Raw genomic sequence first — 19,114 nt, 5'->3', positions numbered from 1 at the left:
TCCGAGCGATTCACCGCAATTTTCGCGCTGTCTGTATCGCCCGAGTCACGACGTCGGATATCCGTGCGTCGCGGCGGAGGATCCCCCGGCTTCGGACGTCGATTTGGCCGACGAAGGTTCCCCGGGCCGGTCCGGCGGTCGATCGACGTGGATCGGACACAGGGCACCGCTCGTGGTCGGACGAGAAAGGAGAGGCCGACGCGTCGGGTCAGTCGAGTCGTCCGGAGTCCGTTCAGCCGAACCGAAGGACCGCTTCGGTGCCGTCTGGGCTCGTGTGAAATTCCAGGGTCGCACTCGAGCGGTCGACGATCCACGTGACCAGCCAGAGGCCGATCCCGCTGCCGTGTTCGAGTGACGTTTCACGTTCGTCTTCGAGGACGGCCAGTTCGTACTCCGGAATGCCCGGTCCGTTGTCCGCGATGGTGAGCGTGGGGTCGTCGTCCGTGAGCCGAACCGAAACGCGGGGATCGGTCGAATCGTTGTGCTCTGCGGCGTTCTCGAGGAGATTCACGATGACTATCTCGAGTCGGGTGTCGGCCTCGATCGGTCGAGACCCGGGTCCGTCGACGTCGAACGTTACCGTCGGATATCGGTTCCCGATGGTCTCGATGGCGTCGTCGACGACGTCCCGGAGATCGTACTCGGCGGGGGTTCCGTCACCGTCGACGACGTCCTCCACCAGTCGAGTCTTTCGGGTGATCGACAGCAGATCGTCGCTGGCGTCGAGGGCAGTCCGGAGCCGTTCGGCGTGTTCGTCTTCGACGTCGTCGGCGACGTGCTTCGCGTGGCCGCGGATGGCTGTCAGTTCGTTTCGGATGTTGTGCCGGAGCACCCTGGACTGAACCTGTCGGAGCAGGTCGAGTTCCTCTTCACGGCGTTTGATTCCGGTGATATCCCTGAGGACGACCACTCGGCCCCGCCGCCGCCGGGATCCGCGTTCGATGGGGGAAATCGACAGGGAGAAATACCGTTTCTCGCCGTCGAGTTGGACAGCGAGTTGGGTCTCGGCCTCGGCGGTGTTTTCGTAGCGTTCCAGCGTCGCGTTCGGCACGGAATCGAAAAACGCGGTCGCTTGTATGCCGACGTAGTCGTTGGCGGTGAACAGGTGCCTGGCGGCTACGTTCGCGTCGAGGACTCGGTTGTCGTCGTCGATCGTCACGATGGCATCGTCCACCTCGTCCCACGCGGTTCGGCGTGCGATGGGCACGAGATCGAGCATCCGATAGCGGAAGATGGCGTAGCTGAAACACAGACCGGCGATACCGATCCCGATCGGCGTGAGATCGAGGAACCTCGGAACGAACGGAATCGCGTCGAAAAGATACAACGATCCCAGAATCAGCGGTGTTGTCGAGCCGAGGACGACGGCTATCGTCTGTCGCCTGTACAGTTTGGCCGAATCGAACGAGTACTTTACGAGGAGAAAAACACTGTAGAGGACGACGGTGTTGTGGTACAACAGCGATACCAGATGCGCAGGCTCGGTGTCGGTGACGTAGACGTACAGTCCGTTCTGATGGCGGAATTCGCCGGTCCACAACAGACCGTGGAACTCGTTGGTAACGGCGAACAGGAGGCCGCCCACGATCGGCAGCAGTAGTGTCCCCACGGTACGACGTGTGAGGACGTCGGCTCGACCGGTGTAGGACAGCGCGAAAAACAGGAGGCCCATCACAGCGCCACCCCAGCCGAACCAGACGACCGTCGCGAAGACGACTTTCGACGTCTCGTCGGTGACGAGATACTGAAACGACCGCGACAGAATCCACACCGTCGCCGATAGCATCACGACCGTAAGTGACAGGACCGTCTCATCACCATCGCGTCTTTGCAGGTCCCGATACGCATATCCCGCCACCGCGGCCGTGACGAGTCCGGACCCGAAGTACGGAAGAACGAATGGCGGAAACTGGATCATTATTACAGTCGGCGATGGTGGTGTCAGCACCGGACGTACGCATAACTGAAACACATTTTGATTGTTATTACGGCCGGTGGTTTCGGGAGCCTCGGCCGTCTTCGCCCCCGCGACCGAGCTGGGCGTCGTGATCGCAGTCTACCGGCGCGGCGAACTCTCGATACCGCTCTTTAGCGATCGACCTCGAACGTTCGTTTCAAGTGTCTCAACCGACTATCGGTGAGACAACGAATGAGCGAGGACTTCTACGACGTACTCGGCGTGAACTCCGACGCGTCCACCGAGGAGATCAAGCAGGCGTATCGGAAGAAGGCCACCGAGTACCATCCGGACGTCAGCGACGATCCCGATGCCGAGGAGAAGTTCAAGAAGATCCAGAAGGCAAAGCAGGTACTGACCGACGAGGAAAAACGGCAGGCGTACGACCAGATGGGCCACGACCGCTACGAACAGGCGGAAAAGCACGGCTTCGACGCCGGCGAGGCGGGGGGAGCCGGCGGCATGGGTGGCGGCCCGTTCGGCGGTATGGGCGGCGGTGGCGGTCTCGGCGATCTCTTCGAGCAGGTTTTCGGCGGGGGCGGCGGACGCGGTCGCCGTCGGCCTCGCAAGGGTCGCGACCTGCGAACCGAACTCGAGATCGACCTCGAGGAAGCCTACGAGGGGGCTGAGAAACAGTTCACCGTCGAGCGTCCGGAAGAGTGTGACGTCTGTCACGGCGAGGGCCACCCGCCCGAGGCCGACGCCGAGACCTGTCCGGAGTGTCAGGGACGCGGGCAGGTGACGCAGGTCCAGCAAACGCCGCTGGGTCGGGTTCAGCAAACGACGACCTGCCCCCGTTGCGAAGGTGAAGGGACGCTGTACTCCGAAACCTGCGGCGAGTGCCGAGGCGAGGGGTATGTCCGTACCGAGGCGACGCTGAGCGTCGAGGTGCCGGCCGGCATTCAGGAAGGCCAGACGCTTCGCATGGAAGGAGAGGGCGCACCGAGCCCCGAGGGTGGCGCTCACGGGGATCTACTGATCGACGTTTCGGTTCGCGACCACGACGACTTCGAGCGTGAAGGTGCCGATCTGTACTATCGACTCCCGGTCTCGTTCCCGCAGGCGACGTTCGGCGACAGCGTCGAGGTCCCGACCCTGGACGGCGCCGCGGAATTCGACATCCCGGACGGAACGCAAAGCGGCGAAACGTTCCGCCTCGAGGGAAAGGGAATGCCGCGTCTCCGTGGCCGCGGATACGGCGACCTCTACGTACAGGTACAAGTCGTCACCCCCGAACGCCTCAATGAGGAGCAACGCGAGGCGCTCGAGGACTTCGCCGAAGCCGGCGGTGACGAGATAGAGATCAAGGACGGTTTCTTCGAGAAGATCAAACGCGCGTTTTGATTCGCGATTGGACTGGTGCCTTTTCGGACCCGATCACACCGTCACGAGAGTCGACACTTTCCACCCTCGGTTCGCACCATTCGAAATGGTCGGCACTAATGTGCGGCAGTTTTATTTCACGCGACCACGTAAAAATGCCATCGGATAAATTACCGGAATGTTAAATGCGCCGGTACGTATCAGGCGACCGGACGGTCCTGGTGGGGATTCTAATCAGTAGAATCGTTTCGGGACCGGTTTCGGAATGGGTAATACGGCTTACATCGTCGATAAATATACGCTACCTCTGCCACCAATTCACATGGACCTCGTCCGAGCCTGCCAAACTATCGGTCAGGTGAACAAACTACTTCAGGCGGAACGACGGAGCGGGTCGTCGTTCGACCTGTCTCTGGGGGAGCGGCAGTGGCTCTATCGACACGGATTTCTACAACAGTCCGGCGTCATATATTCACTCGAGCTGAACGATCCCAGCGAGTATCTCACTGATTACCAGCGGTTCGTCCGAACGAAGCGAATCAACGGGCGCCACTGGAACGCATTACTCGAGAACAAACTCGCGTTTCATCGTCTCATGAGCGAGTTTCCCGATCATCGGCCGGCCGTGTACGGGCTGCTCGCCGACGGCCGATTTCACGCGGTCGATCGGATCGACGATCGGCCACGAGTGACCGATGGCGGACTCGAACTGGAGCAATCGTCTGCGTCGGCGCTCTCACGACCGACCACAGAACCGATCGACTGGCTCACCGAGACGCTGTCCGACGGGGAACGAATCGTTCTGAAGCGGTTTCGAGGCGACGGCGGGGACGACGTCCACTTCGTCGCGCGGGCGGACGACGAATACGTCTTCGACGGCACGCGGATGACCGAGTTAGCCCTCGCGAAGACGCTCTCCGATTTCGAGGAGTACCTCGTCTGCGAGTACGTCGACCAGGCGGACTACGCAGCGGAACTGTTCGCCGAGACGACGAACACGATCCGAATCGTGACCATGTTCGACGACCGGGAGGGAGCGGCGTTCATCCCGATGGCGGTCCAGCGGATCGGAACGGCCGATTCGGCTCCGGTCGACAACTTTTCGAAAGGGGGGTTGAGCGCCAGAATCGATCGGACGACCGGCACTCTCAGCGAGGCCGCCACGCACACGACCGACGGGTCGCTCGACTGGCATCGAACCCATCCCGCTTCCGGCGTGCGCATCCAGGGGACGGCGGTTCCGGGTTGGGCCCGGATTCGTGACCGACTGCTCGAGATCGCGGAGACGTTCTCGCACATTCCGTACGTCGGTTGGGACCTGGTCGTCACCGCCGAGGGCGAATTCCAGATTCTCGAGGCGAACAGTCACCCGGACGTCACCGCGTTGCAAGTCCACCGACCGCTGCTGGCCGACGACCGAACGCGGCGATTCTACCGCGATCACGGCGTGATCTGAGATCGGGGGATGGGGAAGACCCGACCGGCCTGAATGGCCGGGGATGCCACGTCAATCTCGGCCCGCACCGGTCACTCGGAGCCGGCGGTCGCGACGGCGGGGCGCCAACCCCGTCGTATGGGGGGTGACGTGGGGACGCAACCGACGCGAGTCGGCGCGCTTTTTCCGCCCCGGACCCCAGGTTCGGATATGAACGCTGGGACGGTCGATGACCTGTTCGCCCGGGAGCTCCGCGAGGATCGGATCGGGCTCGTCGACGCGACGGGCCGGGAGTACGACTACCACTGGCTGTGTACGACCTCCTGGAAGGCCGGAAACTTCCTGCGCCACGCGGGTGTCCGTGAGGGCGTCACGGTCGGGATCGTCGGTGACGACCCCCTCGCCTTGCTCGCCTTTTTCGGCACGACGCTGCTCGAGGGGACGACACGCTTCGAACCGCCGACCGACCTCGCTGAAGCGGACGACTTTCGGGCCCTCGTCGCGCCGGTCGATACACTGGACGGCTACGACCTCCCTCGCGGCGCCCAACGAGTCGGCTACGGTTCGCCGCCCGACGCGCCGGACGTTCACCACTTCGACGCCGGGCTCTGGAGCGAGAACCCGTCGTTTCCCCCGCTCTCGATCGACCCCGAGACCGCCATCCTGACGGACGGAGACCGGACGCTGACACACGGGGACGTTCTGACGGCCGCGCGCGCGGTCGTCGAGGAGATCGGTCTCGAGTCGGACGAGCGCGTCGTCGTTCGCGCGCCGCTCTCCGATCCTCGGACCGTCGTGGCGGGCGTAATCGCGCCGCTGCTGGCCAGGGCCGCGATCGTGCTCTCGAGTGCCGGCGGTGAGGAGATCCCGGCCGAACGTGGGACGTACGCCGTCTCGAGCGAGTCGGTCCCCGAGCCGAACCGCATCGATCTCGACGCGGTTTCGGTCCCGTAACGAGACGCCGTTTGCGGTCCCTCAGAGTTTTCGGTACAGCAACCCCTCGAGCGCGGGTCCCGAGAGGACGTCGCCGTCGTGGCCGAATCGGGAGCCGTGACAGGGGCAGTCCCAGGTCCGTTCGGCGTCGTTCCAGCGGACGAGACAGCCCATGTGGGGACAGGTCGCCGAGACGACGTGGGTCGCGCCGCTCTCGTCGCGGTAGAGGCCCACCGGTTGACTCCCACGGCGGACGACGCGGGCCTCGCCGGGTGAGAGGTCGTCTTTGCCGCCCGACTCGAGCGTCGCGAGCAGCGACGTGATCCGATCGCCGACGAAGCTGCCGCCGACTTTCGCGTTCTCCGCGAGGAAGTTCTTCGCAGCGGCCCCGGGCGTGAGGCGCTGGGGATCGAACACGTCGGCCCAGGGGCTCGACCCCTCCGTGATAAGATCGGAGAGGATCATGCCCGCGGCAGTGCCCCCCGTCATCCCCCAGCCGCCGAACCCGGTGCCGACGTAGACGTTGTCCGCCAGCGGATCGATTCGCCCGACGAACGGCACCCGATCGACCGGCGAATAGTCCATGGTCGACCAGCGGTACTCGACCGATTCGACGGTAAAGTGCTCGCGGGCGAACGCCTCACAGCGCCGGTACCGCTCGGAGGCCGGCGGACCGTCGAGTCCCGGCTTGTGGCTCTGGCCCCCGACGAGTAGGAGTTCGTCGGTCCCAGGACCACCACCGGCGGCCGTCGTGTGAGAATACGTTCGCATCGTTGCCGGCGGTGAACCGGTGCTGTAGTACATCCCCTCCAGGGGCGTCTCCGCGACCCGGACGGCGAGCAGATACGCGCGGTGAGGGTGCATCCGCGCGAAGTAGCCGGCGCGATCCAGAACGGGGAAGTGCGTCGCGACCACGACGTCGTCGGCGATCACGTCGCCGCGATCCGTCTCGACCTGACACGGCGAACCGGGGTTGACGTCGAGCGCGCGCGTTTCCTCGAAGACGTAACTTCCGGCGTCGTGGATCTCTTCGGCGATTCGGAGGAGATACTTCCGCGGGTGAAATTCGGCCTGTTCGTCGAAGCGAACCGCCCCGTCGACGTCGAACGGCAACGGCGTGTCCTCGACGTACGAGGCGGGGAGGCCGATGCGCCGGGCGGCCGCCGCTTCGTCTCGAACTGTCGCCCTGTCGTCCGGCGAATCGGCATAGACGTACGCTTGCGTGCGACGGAAGTCACAGTCGATGGCACCGTCCACCACGCGTCGTCGAACCTCGCCGATCGCCGCCTCGTTCGCACGGGCGTACTGGCGCGCCCGCTCCTCGCCGAACCGCGAGACGAGCCCGTCGTAGAGCAACCCGTGCTGTGCGGTGAGCTTGGCCGTCGTGTGTCCGGTGGTACTCTCGACGATCCGATCGGCCTCGAGGACCGCGACGGTCCGTCCGGCCTCGGTCAGATTGATCGCCGCGGTCAGGCCAGTGATGCCGCCGCCGAGAACGGCCACGTCGACGCCCAACCCGTCCTCGAGGGGACCGTACTCGGTCGTCGGCGTCGTCGCGAGCCAGAGCGACTCTTCGCGCGGGGACTCCCGTGAGAGCTGGTCCGACATGTAGATCAGCCTATCCTGGCGACCACGTTCGAGTCAAAAGGCGCGCGGGCTGCCATTGCCTGGCCAGCGCGGGCGGAAAACGCCTCCGATGGGAATCGCGTCAGCGCGGGCGGGAACAGCCAGAATTCTTGTAAATGATATGATGAAATCGTTTATTCCGTCGGTCGTGGTCGCTTCGGACATGCCAGATGTCGCAATCGTCGGCGGCGGCCCCGCGGGATTGAGCGCGGCGCTCTTCACCGGAAAGAACGGCCTCGAGACCATCGTTTTCGACACGGACGAGACGTGGATGCACAAGGCCCACCTGTTCAACTATCCAGGTATTCGAAGTATCAGCGGCGAGGAGTTCATGAAACTCACGCGCGGGCAGGTCCGCGACCGCGGCGCGGACGTTCGAGTCGGCGAGGAAGTGACGGACATCGAGTCGGACGACGACGGGTTCCGGATCGAGACCGACGATACCGAGTACGTGGCGGACTACGTCGTCCTCGCGACCGGCGCGGATCGCTCGGTCGCCGAGGATCTCGAGGTGGAGTTCGACGACGAGGGGACCGTCGACGTCGACCTGCAGATGGAAACGAGCGTCGACGATCTGTACGCGACCGGCGCGATGGTCAGGGCCGAAGAGTGGCAGGCCGTGATCGCGGCGGGAGACGGCGCATCGGCGGCGCTCAACATACTCAGCAAAGAGAAGGGCGAACACTTCCACGACTTCGACGTCCCCGACGACGTCCCGGGCCTCGAGTCCGAGTGAGAACCGCGTCGAGGCGTCGTCTCGGTACCAATTCGACGGTCGACGATCGGCGCGACCGTCGGCTACAAGAGCGGCCGGATCAAATTGCTCCACGTGCAACTCGAGTGTCTCTTCTTCGGGCCGTTTCGAGACGACATCGGCCGGAAGACCGTCTACCACGAGACGGACGCCGAAACCGTCGGTGAACTGCTGATCGAACTCGAGACTGCGTTTCCGGAACTCGAGGGACGGCTCCTCGGCGACGACGGGAGCGGACTGGCGGGCGAGACGGTCGTGACGAAAGACAAGAAACACGTCACCCATCTCGATGGCCTCGACACGAGCATCGCGGCGGACGACGTGATTCGACTCGTGCCATCGGTGTACGGCGGGTGAGCGGGACCGACCGCGAGTGATCGTCAGTCGGCGGACGGCGCGACCCGTTCGATCGCCGTTTCGGGGACGGTTCCGTCGTCCGTCCAGCCTCGAGCCGCGTAGTACTCCGCGATCGCGTCGTCGAGATCGGGGATTTCGTACGGGAGCCCGTCTTCGTCTCGGTCGAAGCCGCGTCGATTGTTGAAGTGGCGCTCGAAGCGAACCGTTCGGGCGCCGATCTCGAGGAGGTCGTCGTGGTCGGCGTCGAACAGCGTTTCGAGACGGTCCTCGGTCAGGTAGTCGCTGCCGAACGCACAGACGATTCCGGTGTCACGGAACGCGGACGCGTTTTCCTCCCGCACGAGGGTCTCCGCTTTGCCGAGTGTGCCCTCCGGATCGAGTTGACCGCTGTACTCGAGAGAGAGCATTCCGGCGTACATGTGGTCTGCGCCCCGGTTCGCGACGGCGTAGGAGAGACCCTGGCCGTGGAGGACGCGCCCGTCGTGTGCGGCGAACTCCATTCCCTTGACGGTGTAGTTGCCGACCCCGAGGTCGTCGTGACAGCGGTCGACGCCCTCCGCGAGCGTGTCGCCGATCCCCTCGCGGTAGGCGATTTTCTCCGTCATTTCGCGTGCGAGTTCCGCGTTGCCGAACTCGTCTTCACTGGCGAGGTAGGCCGCAACGGTAACGCCGGCGGAGATCGTGTCCATCCCCAGCGTGTCACAGAGTTCGTTCGCCTGCATCACGTCGACGATGTCGCCGACGCCCTGGCTCGAGCCGAAGGCGTAGACGGTCTCGAACTCCGGCCCTTCGGTCTCGACGCCGGTTTCTTCGTCCCGCGTCGGGAGCTTGCAGGCGTACGCGCAGGCCGAACACGCACCTTTCTTGTACTTCTTCTCCTCGACGGCGCTTCCGCCGATGCCCGCCGCGTGTTCGAATTCGTACCCCTGGAAGTATCGCGTCGGCAGCGCGAAGTTTTCGTTGATGAACTCGGTGTTGCCCGTCGTTCCCTGCCGGCGCATCAGGTCGTCCGACTGTGCCGCCTCGCTGTGGACGTCCATCTCCGGCGGGTTCGGAATCTCGACCGGCGGTTCCGCGTCCCCCTCGAAGGTGACGCACTTGACGTTTTTCGACCCGAGAACGGCCCCGAGTCCGCCCCGACCGAACGCCCGCGAGTCGAACGTCATCACCGACGCGAACCGGACCCGATTCTCGCCCGCGGGCCCGATAGCGATGCAGTTGTCGGGACCGAGGTCGTGCCGGTCGGCCATATAGTCCGACGTTTCCGGGACCGTCGCCCCCTCGAGTTCCGGTACCGCCTCGAACTCGACGCCCTCGTCGGTCACGTGGACGGCGATGAGGTCGTCGCTCTCGCCGACGACCTCGAGGACGCTGATCCCTGTTCCGACGAAGTTTCGTGAGAGGTAGCCGCCGGCGTTCGTCGAAACGAGCCCGTCGGTCAACGGCGACAGCCCCGTCATGTTCATCCGGCCGGTAAACGACATGCGCGACTGTTGGAGCGGTCCGGTCGAGAGGTACGCTCGGTTTTCGGGACCGAACGGATCCGCGTCGAACGGGATCCGATCGTGGGCGAGCGCCGTCGCAGCGGCCCGCCCGCCGACGAGGGTCTCGAGCAGGTCGTCGATGTTCGTCTCGGTCGCGGTTCGCTCACCGACGTCGACGGTGAGCAGCGGTCCTTCGGCGTGGAGCATTGCTATACAGTAGCTACCGAAGGTCCTTAGCTGTAATTGCCGCCGTGATGCCCGGTCAGGCGACGTGGCGACGAGGTCACTGCGGTGGGTGAGACGTTGCGTCCGTCGATGACGGCCCGTGGACCGCTGCGACCGGAACCAGCCAACGTTATTACTCGTCGCTCGAGAATTCGTATCGATGAACTACGACGCAGTCCTGTTCGACTTCGACGGGGTCGTCGTCGAGGCCCCCTCGTCCCAGCGACTGTCCGACGCGCTCGGTCGAACGTACGAGAAACTCGAGCGATCCGGGCCGGCGCCGGAGACGATCCAGGCTTTTCTGCGCGGCGACTTCGAGTCGATCGCTCGGCGGTGTCGCAGCCTCGGTATCGAAGCGGACGTGTTCTGCGCCCGGGCCGCCCGCGAGATGGTGAGGGCCCAGCGTGACGAGGTCGAGCGCGGGTTGCGTTCGGCCTACGACGACGTCACCGCGGTCCGATCGCTCGAGGCACCGCTCGGGATCGTCAGTGACAACCACCCGACCGTGATCTCGACGCTGCTCGACCGATTCGGCCTTCGGTCGGCGTTCGAGACCGTCTACGGGTGTCCGCTGACGTCGGACGGGTTGGCTCGACGAAAACCCGATCCGACGAACATCGAAGCCGCGATGACCGCCCTCGAGGCGGACGACGCGCTCTACGTCGGCGACCGGGACGTCGACGTGCGAGCGGCCGACAACGCCGGTATCGACTCGGCACTGGTCACTCGCGACGAGGGCGACCGACCGCGGACGGACGCGAACCCGACCTATCACCTCACGTCGCTCGCTGGCCTCCCAGCGATTCTCGAGTAACCGCGAACCCGCCGCAAGCGCGCGCTGATCCGCGACGAGCGTCCGGCCGAGTACGTCCGATCGGGTCCCGACGTCCACGCGGAGTCCGCGACCGGCGGTGGCAGATTCGTGCTCGCGCTTTTTTGCCCTGCTCGCCGTACCTAGCCCATGGGATCCGACGACACCTGGATGACGCTCCGGCGGCAGTGCGAGGCTCTCGAGCCGCGTGCCGAACTGGTCACGCCGGTCTCCGATCGACCGTTCGGTATCGAACGGACCGCAGACGATCGAGTCGTCGTCCGCTTCGGTGACAGCGGCGAGCGACGGCCGCTCTGGCGCGAGCAGTTCGTCGTCTTCTTCGAGCAACTCGCCGACGGATCGGTTCCCCTCTCGACGCTGCCACCGGGCGTCGAGCCGTACGCGAGCGTCGCCACGCTCACCGGGTCCTACACGGCCGACGACGACGAGATCCGGTACGATCCCGAGGAGGCGACCGCCGGTGAGAGTCCGTTTCTCGTCCCGGCGGTCGCCGCTCGGTCGACGCCCGAGCGGGTTCACGACGACGCGTTGCTGTTCGCCCGGCAACTCGAGCGCCTCGACGCCGACGATCCCTCGGCGCTCGACACCGACAGCGCCACCGACCTCTACGTCCTCGCCTCGGACGTCCAACACGGATCGAACCGGGTTCGGCGCTCGATTCGCGACGCGCTGCTCGAGCGACTCGGGCCCGACCAACAGCTTCACGGCCGGTACGGAACCGTCAGGCGGACGACGCGCGAGCGCCGTCAGCCGAAAGACGAGGAAACGATATTCGACGTCCTCGACGAGCGCGGCATTCCCCGCGAGTGGGTCACCGGGGTCGATCGGGACAAGCTAGACGTCGTCCTCGCCGTCACCGATCTCGAGGAGTCGGAGGTGTACGACGTCGACGAGGACGTCTACGTCCAGAAGACCGCCGTCGACGAGGACGAAAAGTACTCGCGGCTCCAGGGTATCGCCGATCGGATCGACGAACTCGAGGGGGCAGAGCGCGAGGAGTTACGGGCCGAACTGGACGAAATCGAGGACCGACTCGAGGATGCGCTGTCCGCTGGATGAGCGCCCGAGGAGCCGAGGGACGGCGTTTCGAGCGCGTCCGCGACGGAAATGCGCCCGAACGCCGACCGTCCGCGATGTTCGAGTCGGTCGGTACGGTTCGTGTGGTGAAACCGCTCTCGAGACGAGAGTCGGACTCGCCGCGGACCTGCCGACGAGGTGGGTCGGATCGGCCGAAATTTGTCCGTTTCGAGGGGTGAAAACGAATTCACGGCACACTAACTATGGTATTTTATCGTTCGAAGGGAGATGATGGCTGTTGATACGATCCGACTCCGCCTCGATTCGATCATCGCTCTTTTGCTTCTGATTCTTTCGGTGCTACTCTGGTCCGTTCTTCCCCCGCTTCTGGCCCCCGTCGTTACCTTCTTTGTACTCTCCGTCCCGGTGATTACGTGGATCCTCCTCCGCCTGGATCCGCGATTATGAGTGGACCGCTCCCGGTGCGACCGAACACGTCGAGAAATCACGAACGACATTTATAATGGTAGATAATGAAGATGTGCCGCGATGCCCGATCCGACCGAGAACGACCGAACGAGAGAGCTCGGAATCGAATTCGGTTCGCTCGCGCGACAACTCGAGCAACACGAGTATCCGGCCACGTGCGAGGAACTGATCGAGGCCTACGGAACCGAAGTCCTCCGCTTCCAGAACGGCGAACAGTCCCTCGAGGAGGTCCTGAACAAGGTGCCTGCGGCGCGATTCGCGTCGGTAACGGAAGCCCGGATGGCCATCTTCAACAACGTCGCCGACGACGCCATCGGACGGAAAGGTTACAGCGACCGCACGCCACCGGCGCTCGGCGAACGGACGGAGCGATCGGAACAGTCGTTCTGATTCTCTCGCGGAGCCCTCGATCCCCAAAATCTATCGGCGAAAGAGGCCGACCGCCTCGGGGTCGGTAGAGGGAACAACGGTTTCTCCGGACGCCGGAAATCGTCGATTTTCGAGCCGCGTGATTTCGGAGTTTGAACTCGCTGATGGATTACGGAAACCGTGTCTTTGCGAATCAAGACGCGATTGTGAATTGGTACTCAGAGATGGAGTTAGCGGGCGTGTCAGTGGCTGTATACCCCTACTAATGCCGCTCACTCACACTTGGACTCAGAGCATCTGTATCAGAACCGAACGGAATACCACTCTTTGATGGCGGATGGAATACGGCGGAGGCAGTACGATACGTTACTGATGAACTCGAGGAGTTAAGCGAACAGTATCAGGTGAAACATCGTAGGATTGAGAACTTGGTTTTTAGGAATCATGCCTTAATGAGCCAAAGAACTCATTTTCATTTTTAATTCTCGAAGCTTTTTCTGACACAGAATATTCTCGATATTATTAATAACCAATCGTCATTGGCTCTGAATGTGGCAAAAGACAATCACACCTTACGTCTATCAAGACGAAACGTTATTAGATCGACTGCGGGTCTCTCCAGTCTTGGAGTTGCCTCGCTCCTTGCGACAGGAACGGGAGCAGCGGCGTCTGGTACTCGGGGGAAATTTGGGTACGGGATCGACGACGGTGGCAATCTCGCGTATTATGCCGATGATGACAACTCGATGATCACCTCAGTAGAAGCGATCAATGAGGCGAAGGATGAGGGAAAAGTCGATTTCTCCATGCAGAATGGAGCAGTCGTGACTGAGACCCAGCCTCAGCCCGATACGGACGGGATTAGTCCACTCAAATGGAGTCGTTCACCGGTTTGTGGGGGCAAAACCAAGTACGGCAAATACTACACCGCTGGCGGAATCCGTCATAAACTCTGGATAAATCACTGTGATTGTAGGGACCTCGTGGATATACTCACGACTGGTGTAGAACTCTCTGCGTTCTCAGTAGTGGTTAGCAGCCTCTACGGGAATATTCCGTTTGCAATCGCCAGTGCTGCGGCTGCGTTCCTATTCAGGACCGGGAAGGGTCTAATCAATAACAACGATGAGGGAAAAGGTATCGTTGTGGCCCTTACAACGTCCTACATCGGCAAGAACGTGAGGGGCGCTGGCCTCGAACCGCAACACTGAGACGAGCTACACCGCAAAATACTTACGACCATTCACTGTTAAAATAACCAATGGTTCCACAAAAGGGATTCCCGCAAGAACCGGAATGGTCTGTATTCATACTCGTATTTAGTATTTTCCTGATAGGTTCGTCGATTTACTTCGAAGGGATCGATGGGATTCTGAGGGTGGATAGCTTTGCGGAAACGACTATATTCGTTACGGGCATCGTCTTCGCGCTGATGGCGATCGGTTCACTCGTTTGGATTGCTTCCCGGTAGGGTTAGAGGCAGTATCTCCTATTTTAATTTTGAGATGTCGTTCTCGATATGCCTGTCATTCCAGCAAAATTTTTTGGGAACGCTCGGGACCATTCCAAAAATGAGAATAGCATGCTATACTAATTGAATTTTTAGAGTCTGACACAATCTAGGTCTCCGTTCTCGCATTAGTTTCAGCACGGTACGTGAGGAGGGGCAAACCGCGTAACGAGCGATCAGCCCGTTCAGTTCCAGATTCCGACTTTCGGCCCGACCCACGGATTCGATACCCGTTTCAGGCGGCCGGCCCGAGTTCGATACGAGAACGATGCCCGCTCGTCGAACCGGAACCCGACTCCTGATGGCGCTGGTCGGTTTGTTCCTGTTGCTGTGGTATCTGGGGCTCGCGGCCCTCAGCTACTGGGCGATCTCGATACTCCGCGATTCTGCACCCAGTCCGGCTACGACGCTGCTTTTGATCCTCACCGTCGCCATCGTCGCCGGCGTGTTGAGCTACCGGTTCGGGACAAAACAACTCCTTTCGAGGCTGGAGGCGGTCGAACTACCGCGATCCCACGCGCCGGCGTTCTACCGCCGCCTCGATCGCCTCGAGTCCCGAATGGACGTCGGTTCTCCCACGGTCCTGATCGCGCGATTGCCGACGCCCAACGCGTTCGCGCTGGGGAGCGCACGAAACGGCGTCATCGTCCTCGACCGCTCGCTCTTTCGGCTGCTGTCGCTCGACGAACTGGAGGTCCTGGTCGCCCACGAGTTCGCCCATCTCGAGAGTCACGACGCGTTCGTCCAGACGCTCGCATACAGCGTCTTTCGGACGGTCGCTGGACTCGTCTTCCTCGTGCTCGTCCCCTGGCTCGTGGCGATGGTGGGCATCGCTCGAGCGGTCGCGTGGATTCGCGGAACTCCACGGTCGTGGTCGCGAACGCTGTTCGGGCGACTGCTCGGCCTCATCGAGGGCGGAGTGGTGGTGACCCTGCTTGCGCTGACGCTCGTCGTTCGCGCACACTCGCGTCGCCGAGAGTACGCCGCCGACGATCGAGCGGTAGCAGTCACCGGGAAGCCGGTGGCGCTCGCCCGGGCTCTCAGGACGATCGAACGCGCGTCGCTGTCCGAGCACGGCTTGCTCGCGACGTTATACGTTCACTCCGAGGAGGATGCACTGGGTCGTCTTCTCGCGACGCACCCCTCGACGGACGACCGTGTCGAACGGCTGGTCTCTCGATCCGGATCCGGCGGTCGAAGGACGCGCCCGTCGTCTCGATCGGTGACGGACCGGGAGTGAAGCCACACGATCGAGCGTCCGACGGCTCGCGATCGGACGTCTATCGGTTCCTTTTGTGTCAGTTTGGGCCGAGAAACGGACGCGATACTCCGGGAGATCCGCCCGGTGCGCTCCGTCGCCGGCGGACTGCCGGACGGCCTCGTCGTGGGATACTGCCAACCCACAAACGCTTTTGGCCGCACATCCCCTACGTCGAGTCATGTACGTCCGGGACGCGAAAAACAGAGAGGAGGTCTGGTTGCTGGATCACATCGAGTCGATGGGACTCGACGAAACGGCGTTCCGCTCGCGCGACTACGTCGTCGCGGTCGACGAGGAATCGGGCGAAAAGGCCGGTTTCGGCCGCATCCGCGTCCACAAACCCGACGAGGAATCGGCCGAAGCTGTGTGCGAACTAACCAGCATCGGCGTCCTCGAGGGCTGGCACAAGCAAGGCGTTGGGGCTCACGTCGTCGAGCGTCTCGTGGAATACGCCGGTGACGAGGGCTTCGAAACCGTCTACGCCCTGACCGGGGAAGGCGCGTACCTCGCCCAGTTCGGGTTCCAGCGGATCGAGGAATCCGCCCTCCCTGGGATCTTACGGGACCGTCTCACGGCCAAACGCGACGGCTCCGACCCGGACGCGGTGCCGCTGTCCATCGACGTCACCGAGTTTCGGATGCCGAAACGGCTCCGAGACGCGTTCAAGCGAGCCCCGGAGGGACGCGAGGAAGCCGGTAGCGAGGAAGCTCCCGAGGACTTCGGGATCGATCCCGATTCAGCTACGTACAAGTACGACACGGGCAGATAGTCACCTGTTCGAGTCCGATTCGCCGGGTCGCTCGTGGAAGCCGTGACCGAACGCGACCCAGCCGATACCGGAGAGAAACAGCACGGGTGGCAGGATGGCAAACGCCCAGAGGGGATTCAGTCCCCACCCGAGCAGTATCACGAGGTTGACCAGCCCCACGACGAAAACCGGCGCGACGTAACGGGCGGCGCGACGATGGTCGACCTCGACCCCGTCGTCGGTCCCAACCGACGGCTCCGTTCCCATGCGGGACGGAACGACGACTCGAGGCAAAAGCGGTTGTGGCGATTTCCGGGACACTCATGAACGAAAACAGGTCCGATTCGATGGCGGCGAGCAGAACCGATGCTGACGAGAACGGGTCCGGTACCGATGACGAGATTCGGGTGTGGCTCGTCGAGCGAACCTACTCGGACGACGAACTCAACCTCATCATCCTCGTTTATGCAACCGAGGACGGCCGGCGATACCATCGTCGCGAGCGAGCGCTGACCAGTTTTTCCGGACCCGCTCGAGAAACCCGCGCCGGGCTTCTCGTTTCGTCTGCTGACCTCGGCACCGTCGACGATCCGGAGACCCGGGAGCGCTACGCCGAGGAAGCGTCCCGAATGGCCGAGCGACACGACCGACACGACAGTGTGTGAGCGGATCGGAACCGAGATCGGGTCGATTCCGGACGGAACCGACCTCGGCACCGAACGAGGCCGTTCGGACCGGCTCGTCGTTCGAGCGGGAACCAGCGCGCGGAGCGCCGCCGTGTTCATCAAAGTTCAAGCCCCGTCCCGTCAACGGTATCCATAATGTTCGATCCCGACGAACTCGAGGAGATTCGTGCCAGCAAGGACGAGTGGCACGAGGCGGAAGTCGAACCCGTCCTCGAGCGGTTCGGCGAGCGCAAGGAAACGTTTACGACTGATACGGGCGGTCAGGAGGTCGATCGGCTCTATACGCCTGCGGACGTGGGCGATCTCGACTACGAATCCGACCTGGGAAATCCGGGCGAGCCGCCGTACACGCGCGGGGTGTACTCCACGGGCTACCGCGGTCGATTGTGGACGATGCGCCAGTACGCGGGATTCTCGACGCCCGAGGACACCAACGAACGGTACCACTATCTGCTCGACCAGGGCCAGACCGGTCTCTCGATGGCGTTCGACCTGCCGACGCAGATGGGCTACGACTCCGATGCGGAGATGGCCGCCGGCGAAATCGGCAAGGCGGGCGTCGCGATCGACTCCCTGTCGGACATGGAGACCGTCTTCGACGGCATTCCGCTCGACGAGGTCTCGACGTCGATGACGATCAACGCGCCGGCGTCGGTGCTGCTCGCGATGTACATCGCGGTCGGTGACCAGCAAGGCGTCGACCGCGAAGAACTGCGAGGGACGATCCAGAACGACCTCCTCAAAGAGTACATCGCGCGCAACACGTACATCTACCCGCCGGAGCCGTCGATGCGGATCATCACGGATATCTTCGAGTTCTGTGCCGCCGAGACTCCGAAGTTCAACACCATCTCGATCTCGGGCTATCACATTCGCGAAGCCGGGTCGACGGCCGCCCAGGAACTCGCTTTCACGCTGGGGAACGGTATCGAGTACGTCGAGACGGCGATCGAAGCCGGACTGGACGTCGACGAGTTCGCGCCGCAGCTCTCGTTCTTCTTCAACGGCCACAACAACATCTTCGAGGAGGTCGCGAAGTTCCGCGCCGCTCGCCGGATGTGGCACGACATCATCGAGGAGCGCTTCGATCCCGACGACCCCAAATCGAAGCAGCTCAAATTCCACACCCAGACCGCCGGGTCGATGCTGACCGCCCAACAGATCGAGAACAACGTCGTCCGCGTCGCCTATCAGGCGCTCGCGGCCGTCCTCGGGGGTACCCAGAGCCTTCACACCAACGGCAAGGACGAAGCGCTGGCCCTGCCGACCGAAGAATCCGTCCGAACCGCCCTGCGAACCCAACAGATTCTCGCCCACGAATCCGGCGCGGCCGACACCATCGATCCGCTGGCGGGCAGCTACTACGTCGAATCGCTGACCGACGAGGTGGAAGCAGACGCCTACGAGATCCTAGAGGACGTCGAAGAGCGCGGCGGCATGCTCGAGGCGGTCGAGCAACAGTGGGTTCAGCGCCAGATCCAGGACACGGCCTTCGACCGCCAGAAGGAAATCGAGGAGAAAGAGCGCATCATCGTCGGCGTCAACGAGTTCGAGGTCGACGAAGAACCCGAGATGGACGTCCAGGAGATTACGGAGGACGACCAGCAGCGCCAGATCGATCGTCTCGAGAGCGTTCGCGGGGAACGCGACGACGAGGCCGTCGACGCGGCGCTCGAGGCGCTTCGCGATGCGACACAGAGCGACCAGAACCTGATGCCGTACATCATCGACGCGGTCAAGGCCTACGCGACGGTCGGCGAGATCTGTAACGTCATGCGCGACGAGTTCGGTGAGTACCAGCCCGGCAGCGCGGTCTGAACGATCGGACGGGCGATTTCGACCACGTAATCACTGGTACCTGACTCTCGGAACGGTAACTACGTTTTTCGGGCGCTTCGTCCGGGCTGTCTGTCCCGTCCTGTCGAACCGGGAATCAGGGACCGGTCGGGTTCGCGTCTCCGCGTACTGGACGACGGCGCCCGCGTTGGTACCGACGCCGGCGGCACCCACACCGCCGGCAACGCCACGGAAGACGCGTGCGGACCCTCGAGGTCGAAGGAGCGTCGTTGTCTCCGTCTCGAGACGGTTCGCGTCCGATGCGGACGTCC

Annotated in this window: 17 protein-coding genes; 13 read left to right on the top strand and 4 right to left on the bottom strand. The window is 63.0% G+C overall.

All coding sequences use genetic code 11. The features are described from left to right. Nucleotides 1-232 precede the first annotated feature (232 nt). The gene (locus NJT13_RS04255; RefSeq protein ID WP_254524251.1) at nt 233-1,918 is read right to left on the bottom strand and encodes a histidine kinase N-terminal 7TM domain-containing protein; all 1,686 of its coding nucleotides are present in this window, start codon (nt 1,916-1,918) and stop codon (nt 233-235) included. A gap of 231 nt (nt 1,919-2,149) precedes the next feature. Here NJT13_RS04255 and dnaJ point away from each other — a divergent pair, with 231 nt between their 5' ends. The 3 genes from dnaJ to NJT13_RS04240 all read left to right on the top strand — a co-directional run bounded on the left by dnaJ (nt 2,150) and on the right by NJT13_RS04240 (nt 5,669). Next, entirely contained in the window at nt 2,150-3,301 is a 1,152-nt protein-coding gene (gene dnaJ / locus NJT13_RS04250) for a molecular chaperone DnaJ (RefSeq protein WP_254524250.1), read from the top strand. A gap of 301 nt (nt 3,302-3,602) precedes the next feature. Next, the gene (locus tag NJT13_RS04245; RefSeq protein ID WP_254524249.1) at nt 3,603-4,736 is read left to right on the top strand and encodes a sugar-transfer associated ATP-grasp domain-containing protein; all 1,134 of its coding nucleotides are present in this window, start codon (nt 3,603-3,605) and stop codon (nt 4,734-4,736) included. Nucleotides 4,737-4,925: 189 nt separating this feature from the next. Then, nucleotides 4,926-5,669 carry a hypothetical protein gene (locus NJT13_RS04240; RefSeq protein ID WP_254524248.1) on the top strand — a complete coding sequence of 248 codons (744 nt, stop codon included), beginning with the start codon at nt 4,926-4,928 and terminating at the stop codon, nt 5,667-5,669. Between the two features lie 21 nt (nt 5,670-5,690). On the opposite strand, the gene NJT13_RS04235 is transcribed toward NJT13_RS04240, so the two are convergent. After that, on the bottom strand, nt 5,691-7,256 hold the full coding sequence (locus tag NJT13_RS04235; RefSeq protein ID WP_254524247.1) for an FAD-dependent oxidoreductase: 1,566 nt from the start codon (nt 7,254-7,256) through the stop codon (nt 5,691-5,693). A 181-nt stretch (nt 7,257-7,437) separates the two neighbouring features. On the opposite strand from NJT13_RS04235, the gene NJT13_RS04230 reads away from it, so the two are divergent. Both NJT13_RS04230 and NJT13_RS04225 read left to right on the top strand, forming a co-directional pair. After that, on the top strand, nt 7,438-8,010 hold the full coding sequence (locus tag NJT13_RS04230; protein ID WP_254524246.1) for an FAD-dependent oxidoreductase: 573 nt from the start codon (nt 7,438-7,440) through the stop codon (nt 8,008-8,010). A 93-nt stretch (nt 8,011-8,103) separates the two neighbouring features. After that, the gene (locus tag NJT13_RS04225) at nt 8,104-8,385 is read left to right on the top strand and encodes a MoaD/ThiS family protein (protein WP_340681184.1); all 282 of its coding nucleotides are present in this window, start codon (nt 8,104-8,106) and stop codon (nt 8,383-8,385) included. A gap of 23 nt (nt 8,386-8,408) precedes the next feature. On the opposite strand, the gene NJT13_RS04220 is transcribed toward NJT13_RS04225, so the two are convergent. Beyond that, on the bottom strand, nt 8,409-10,076 hold the full coding sequence (locus NJT13_RS04220) for an aldehyde ferredoxin oxidoreductase C-terminal domain-containing protein (RefSeq protein ID WP_254524245.1): 1,668 nt from the start codon (nt 10,074-10,076) through the stop codon (nt 8,409-8,411). A gap of 178 nt (nt 10,077-10,254) precedes the next feature. Here NJT13_RS04220 and NJT13_RS04215 point away from each other — a divergent pair, with 178 nt between their 5' ends. The 6 genes from NJT13_RS04215 (at nt 10,255) to NJT13_RS04190 (ending at nt 16,341) form a co-directional block, all read left to right on the top strand. After that, nucleotides 10,255-10,908 carry an HAD family hydrolase gene (locus NJT13_RS04215; protein ID WP_254524244.1) on the top strand — a complete coding sequence of 218 codons (654 nt, stop codon included), beginning with the start codon at nt 10,255-10,257 and terminating at the stop codon, nt 10,906-10,908. A gap of 147 nt (nt 10,909-11,055) precedes the next feature. After that, nucleotides 11,056-11,985 carry a DUF7983 family protein gene (locus NJT13_RS04210; RefSeq protein WP_254524243.1) on the top strand — a complete coding sequence of 310 codons (930 nt, stop codon included), beginning with the start codon at nt 11,056-11,058 and terminating at the stop codon, nt 11,983-11,985. Nucleotides 11,986-12,492: 507 nt separating this feature from the next. After that, on the top strand, nt 12,493-12,822 hold the full coding sequence (locus NJT13_RS04205; RefSeq protein ID WP_254524242.1) for a DUF5789 family protein: 330 nt from the start codon (nt 12,493-12,495) through the stop codon (nt 12,820-12,822). 530 nt (nt 12,823-13,352) lie between these two features. Further along, the gene (locus NJT13_RS04200) at nt 13,353-14,012 is read left to right on the top strand and encodes a hypothetical protein (RefSeq protein WP_254524241.1); all 660 of its coding nucleotides are present in this window, start codon (nt 13,353-13,355) and stop codon (nt 14,010-14,012) included. Nucleotides 14,013-14,579: 567 nt separating this feature from the next. Then, nucleotides 14,580-15,551 (top strand): M48 family metallopeptidase, encoded by a 972-nt coding sequence (locus NJT13_RS04195; protein WP_425499782.1) that lies wholly within the window; start codon nt 14,580-14,582, stop codon nt 15,549-15,551. Between the two features lie 199 nt (nt 15,552-15,750). Then, the gene (locus tag NJT13_RS04190) at nt 15,751-16,341 is read left to right on the top strand and encodes a GNAT family N-acetyltransferase (protein ID WP_254524240.1); all 591 of its coding nucleotides are present in this window, start codon (nt 15,751-15,753) and stop codon (nt 16,339-16,341) included. On the opposite strand, the gene NJT13_RS04185 is transcribed toward NJT13_RS04190, so the two are convergent. Continuing rightward, complete coding sequence (locus NJT13_RS04185; protein ID WP_254524239.1) at nt 16,342-16,587, bottom strand: DUF8142 family protein; 246 nt, start codon at nt 16,585-16,587, stop codon at nt 16,342-16,344. It lies immediately after the preceding gene. A 56-nt stretch (nt 16,588-16,643) separates the two neighbouring features. Here NJT13_RS04185 and NJT13_RS04180 point away from each other — a divergent pair, with 56 nt between their 5' ends. Together NJT13_RS04180 and NJT13_RS04175 are read left to right on the top strand one after the other, a co-directional pair. Continuing rightward, nucleotides 16,644-16,985 (top strand): DUF7967 family protein, encoded by a 342-nt coding sequence (locus tag NJT13_RS04180; protein WP_425499781.1) that lies wholly within the window; start codon nt 16,644-16,646, stop codon nt 16,983-16,985. A gap of 156 nt (nt 16,986-17,141) precedes the next feature. After that, complete coding sequence (locus tag NJT13_RS04175) at nt 17,142-18,824, top strand: acyl-CoA mutase large subunit family protein (RefSeq protein WP_254524238.1); 1,683 nt, start codon at nt 17,142-17,144, stop codon at nt 18,822-18,824. Nucleotides 18,825-19,114 lie beyond the last annotated feature (290 nt).

The sequence above is a fragment of the Natrinema caseinilyticum genome, from assembly GCF_024227435.1.
Taxonomy (GTDB): Archaea; Halobacteriota; Halobacteria; order Halobacteriales; family Natrialbaceae; genus Natrinema; species Natrinema caseinilyticum.
This window is presented reverse-complemented; position numbering and strand designations above follow the sequence as displayed.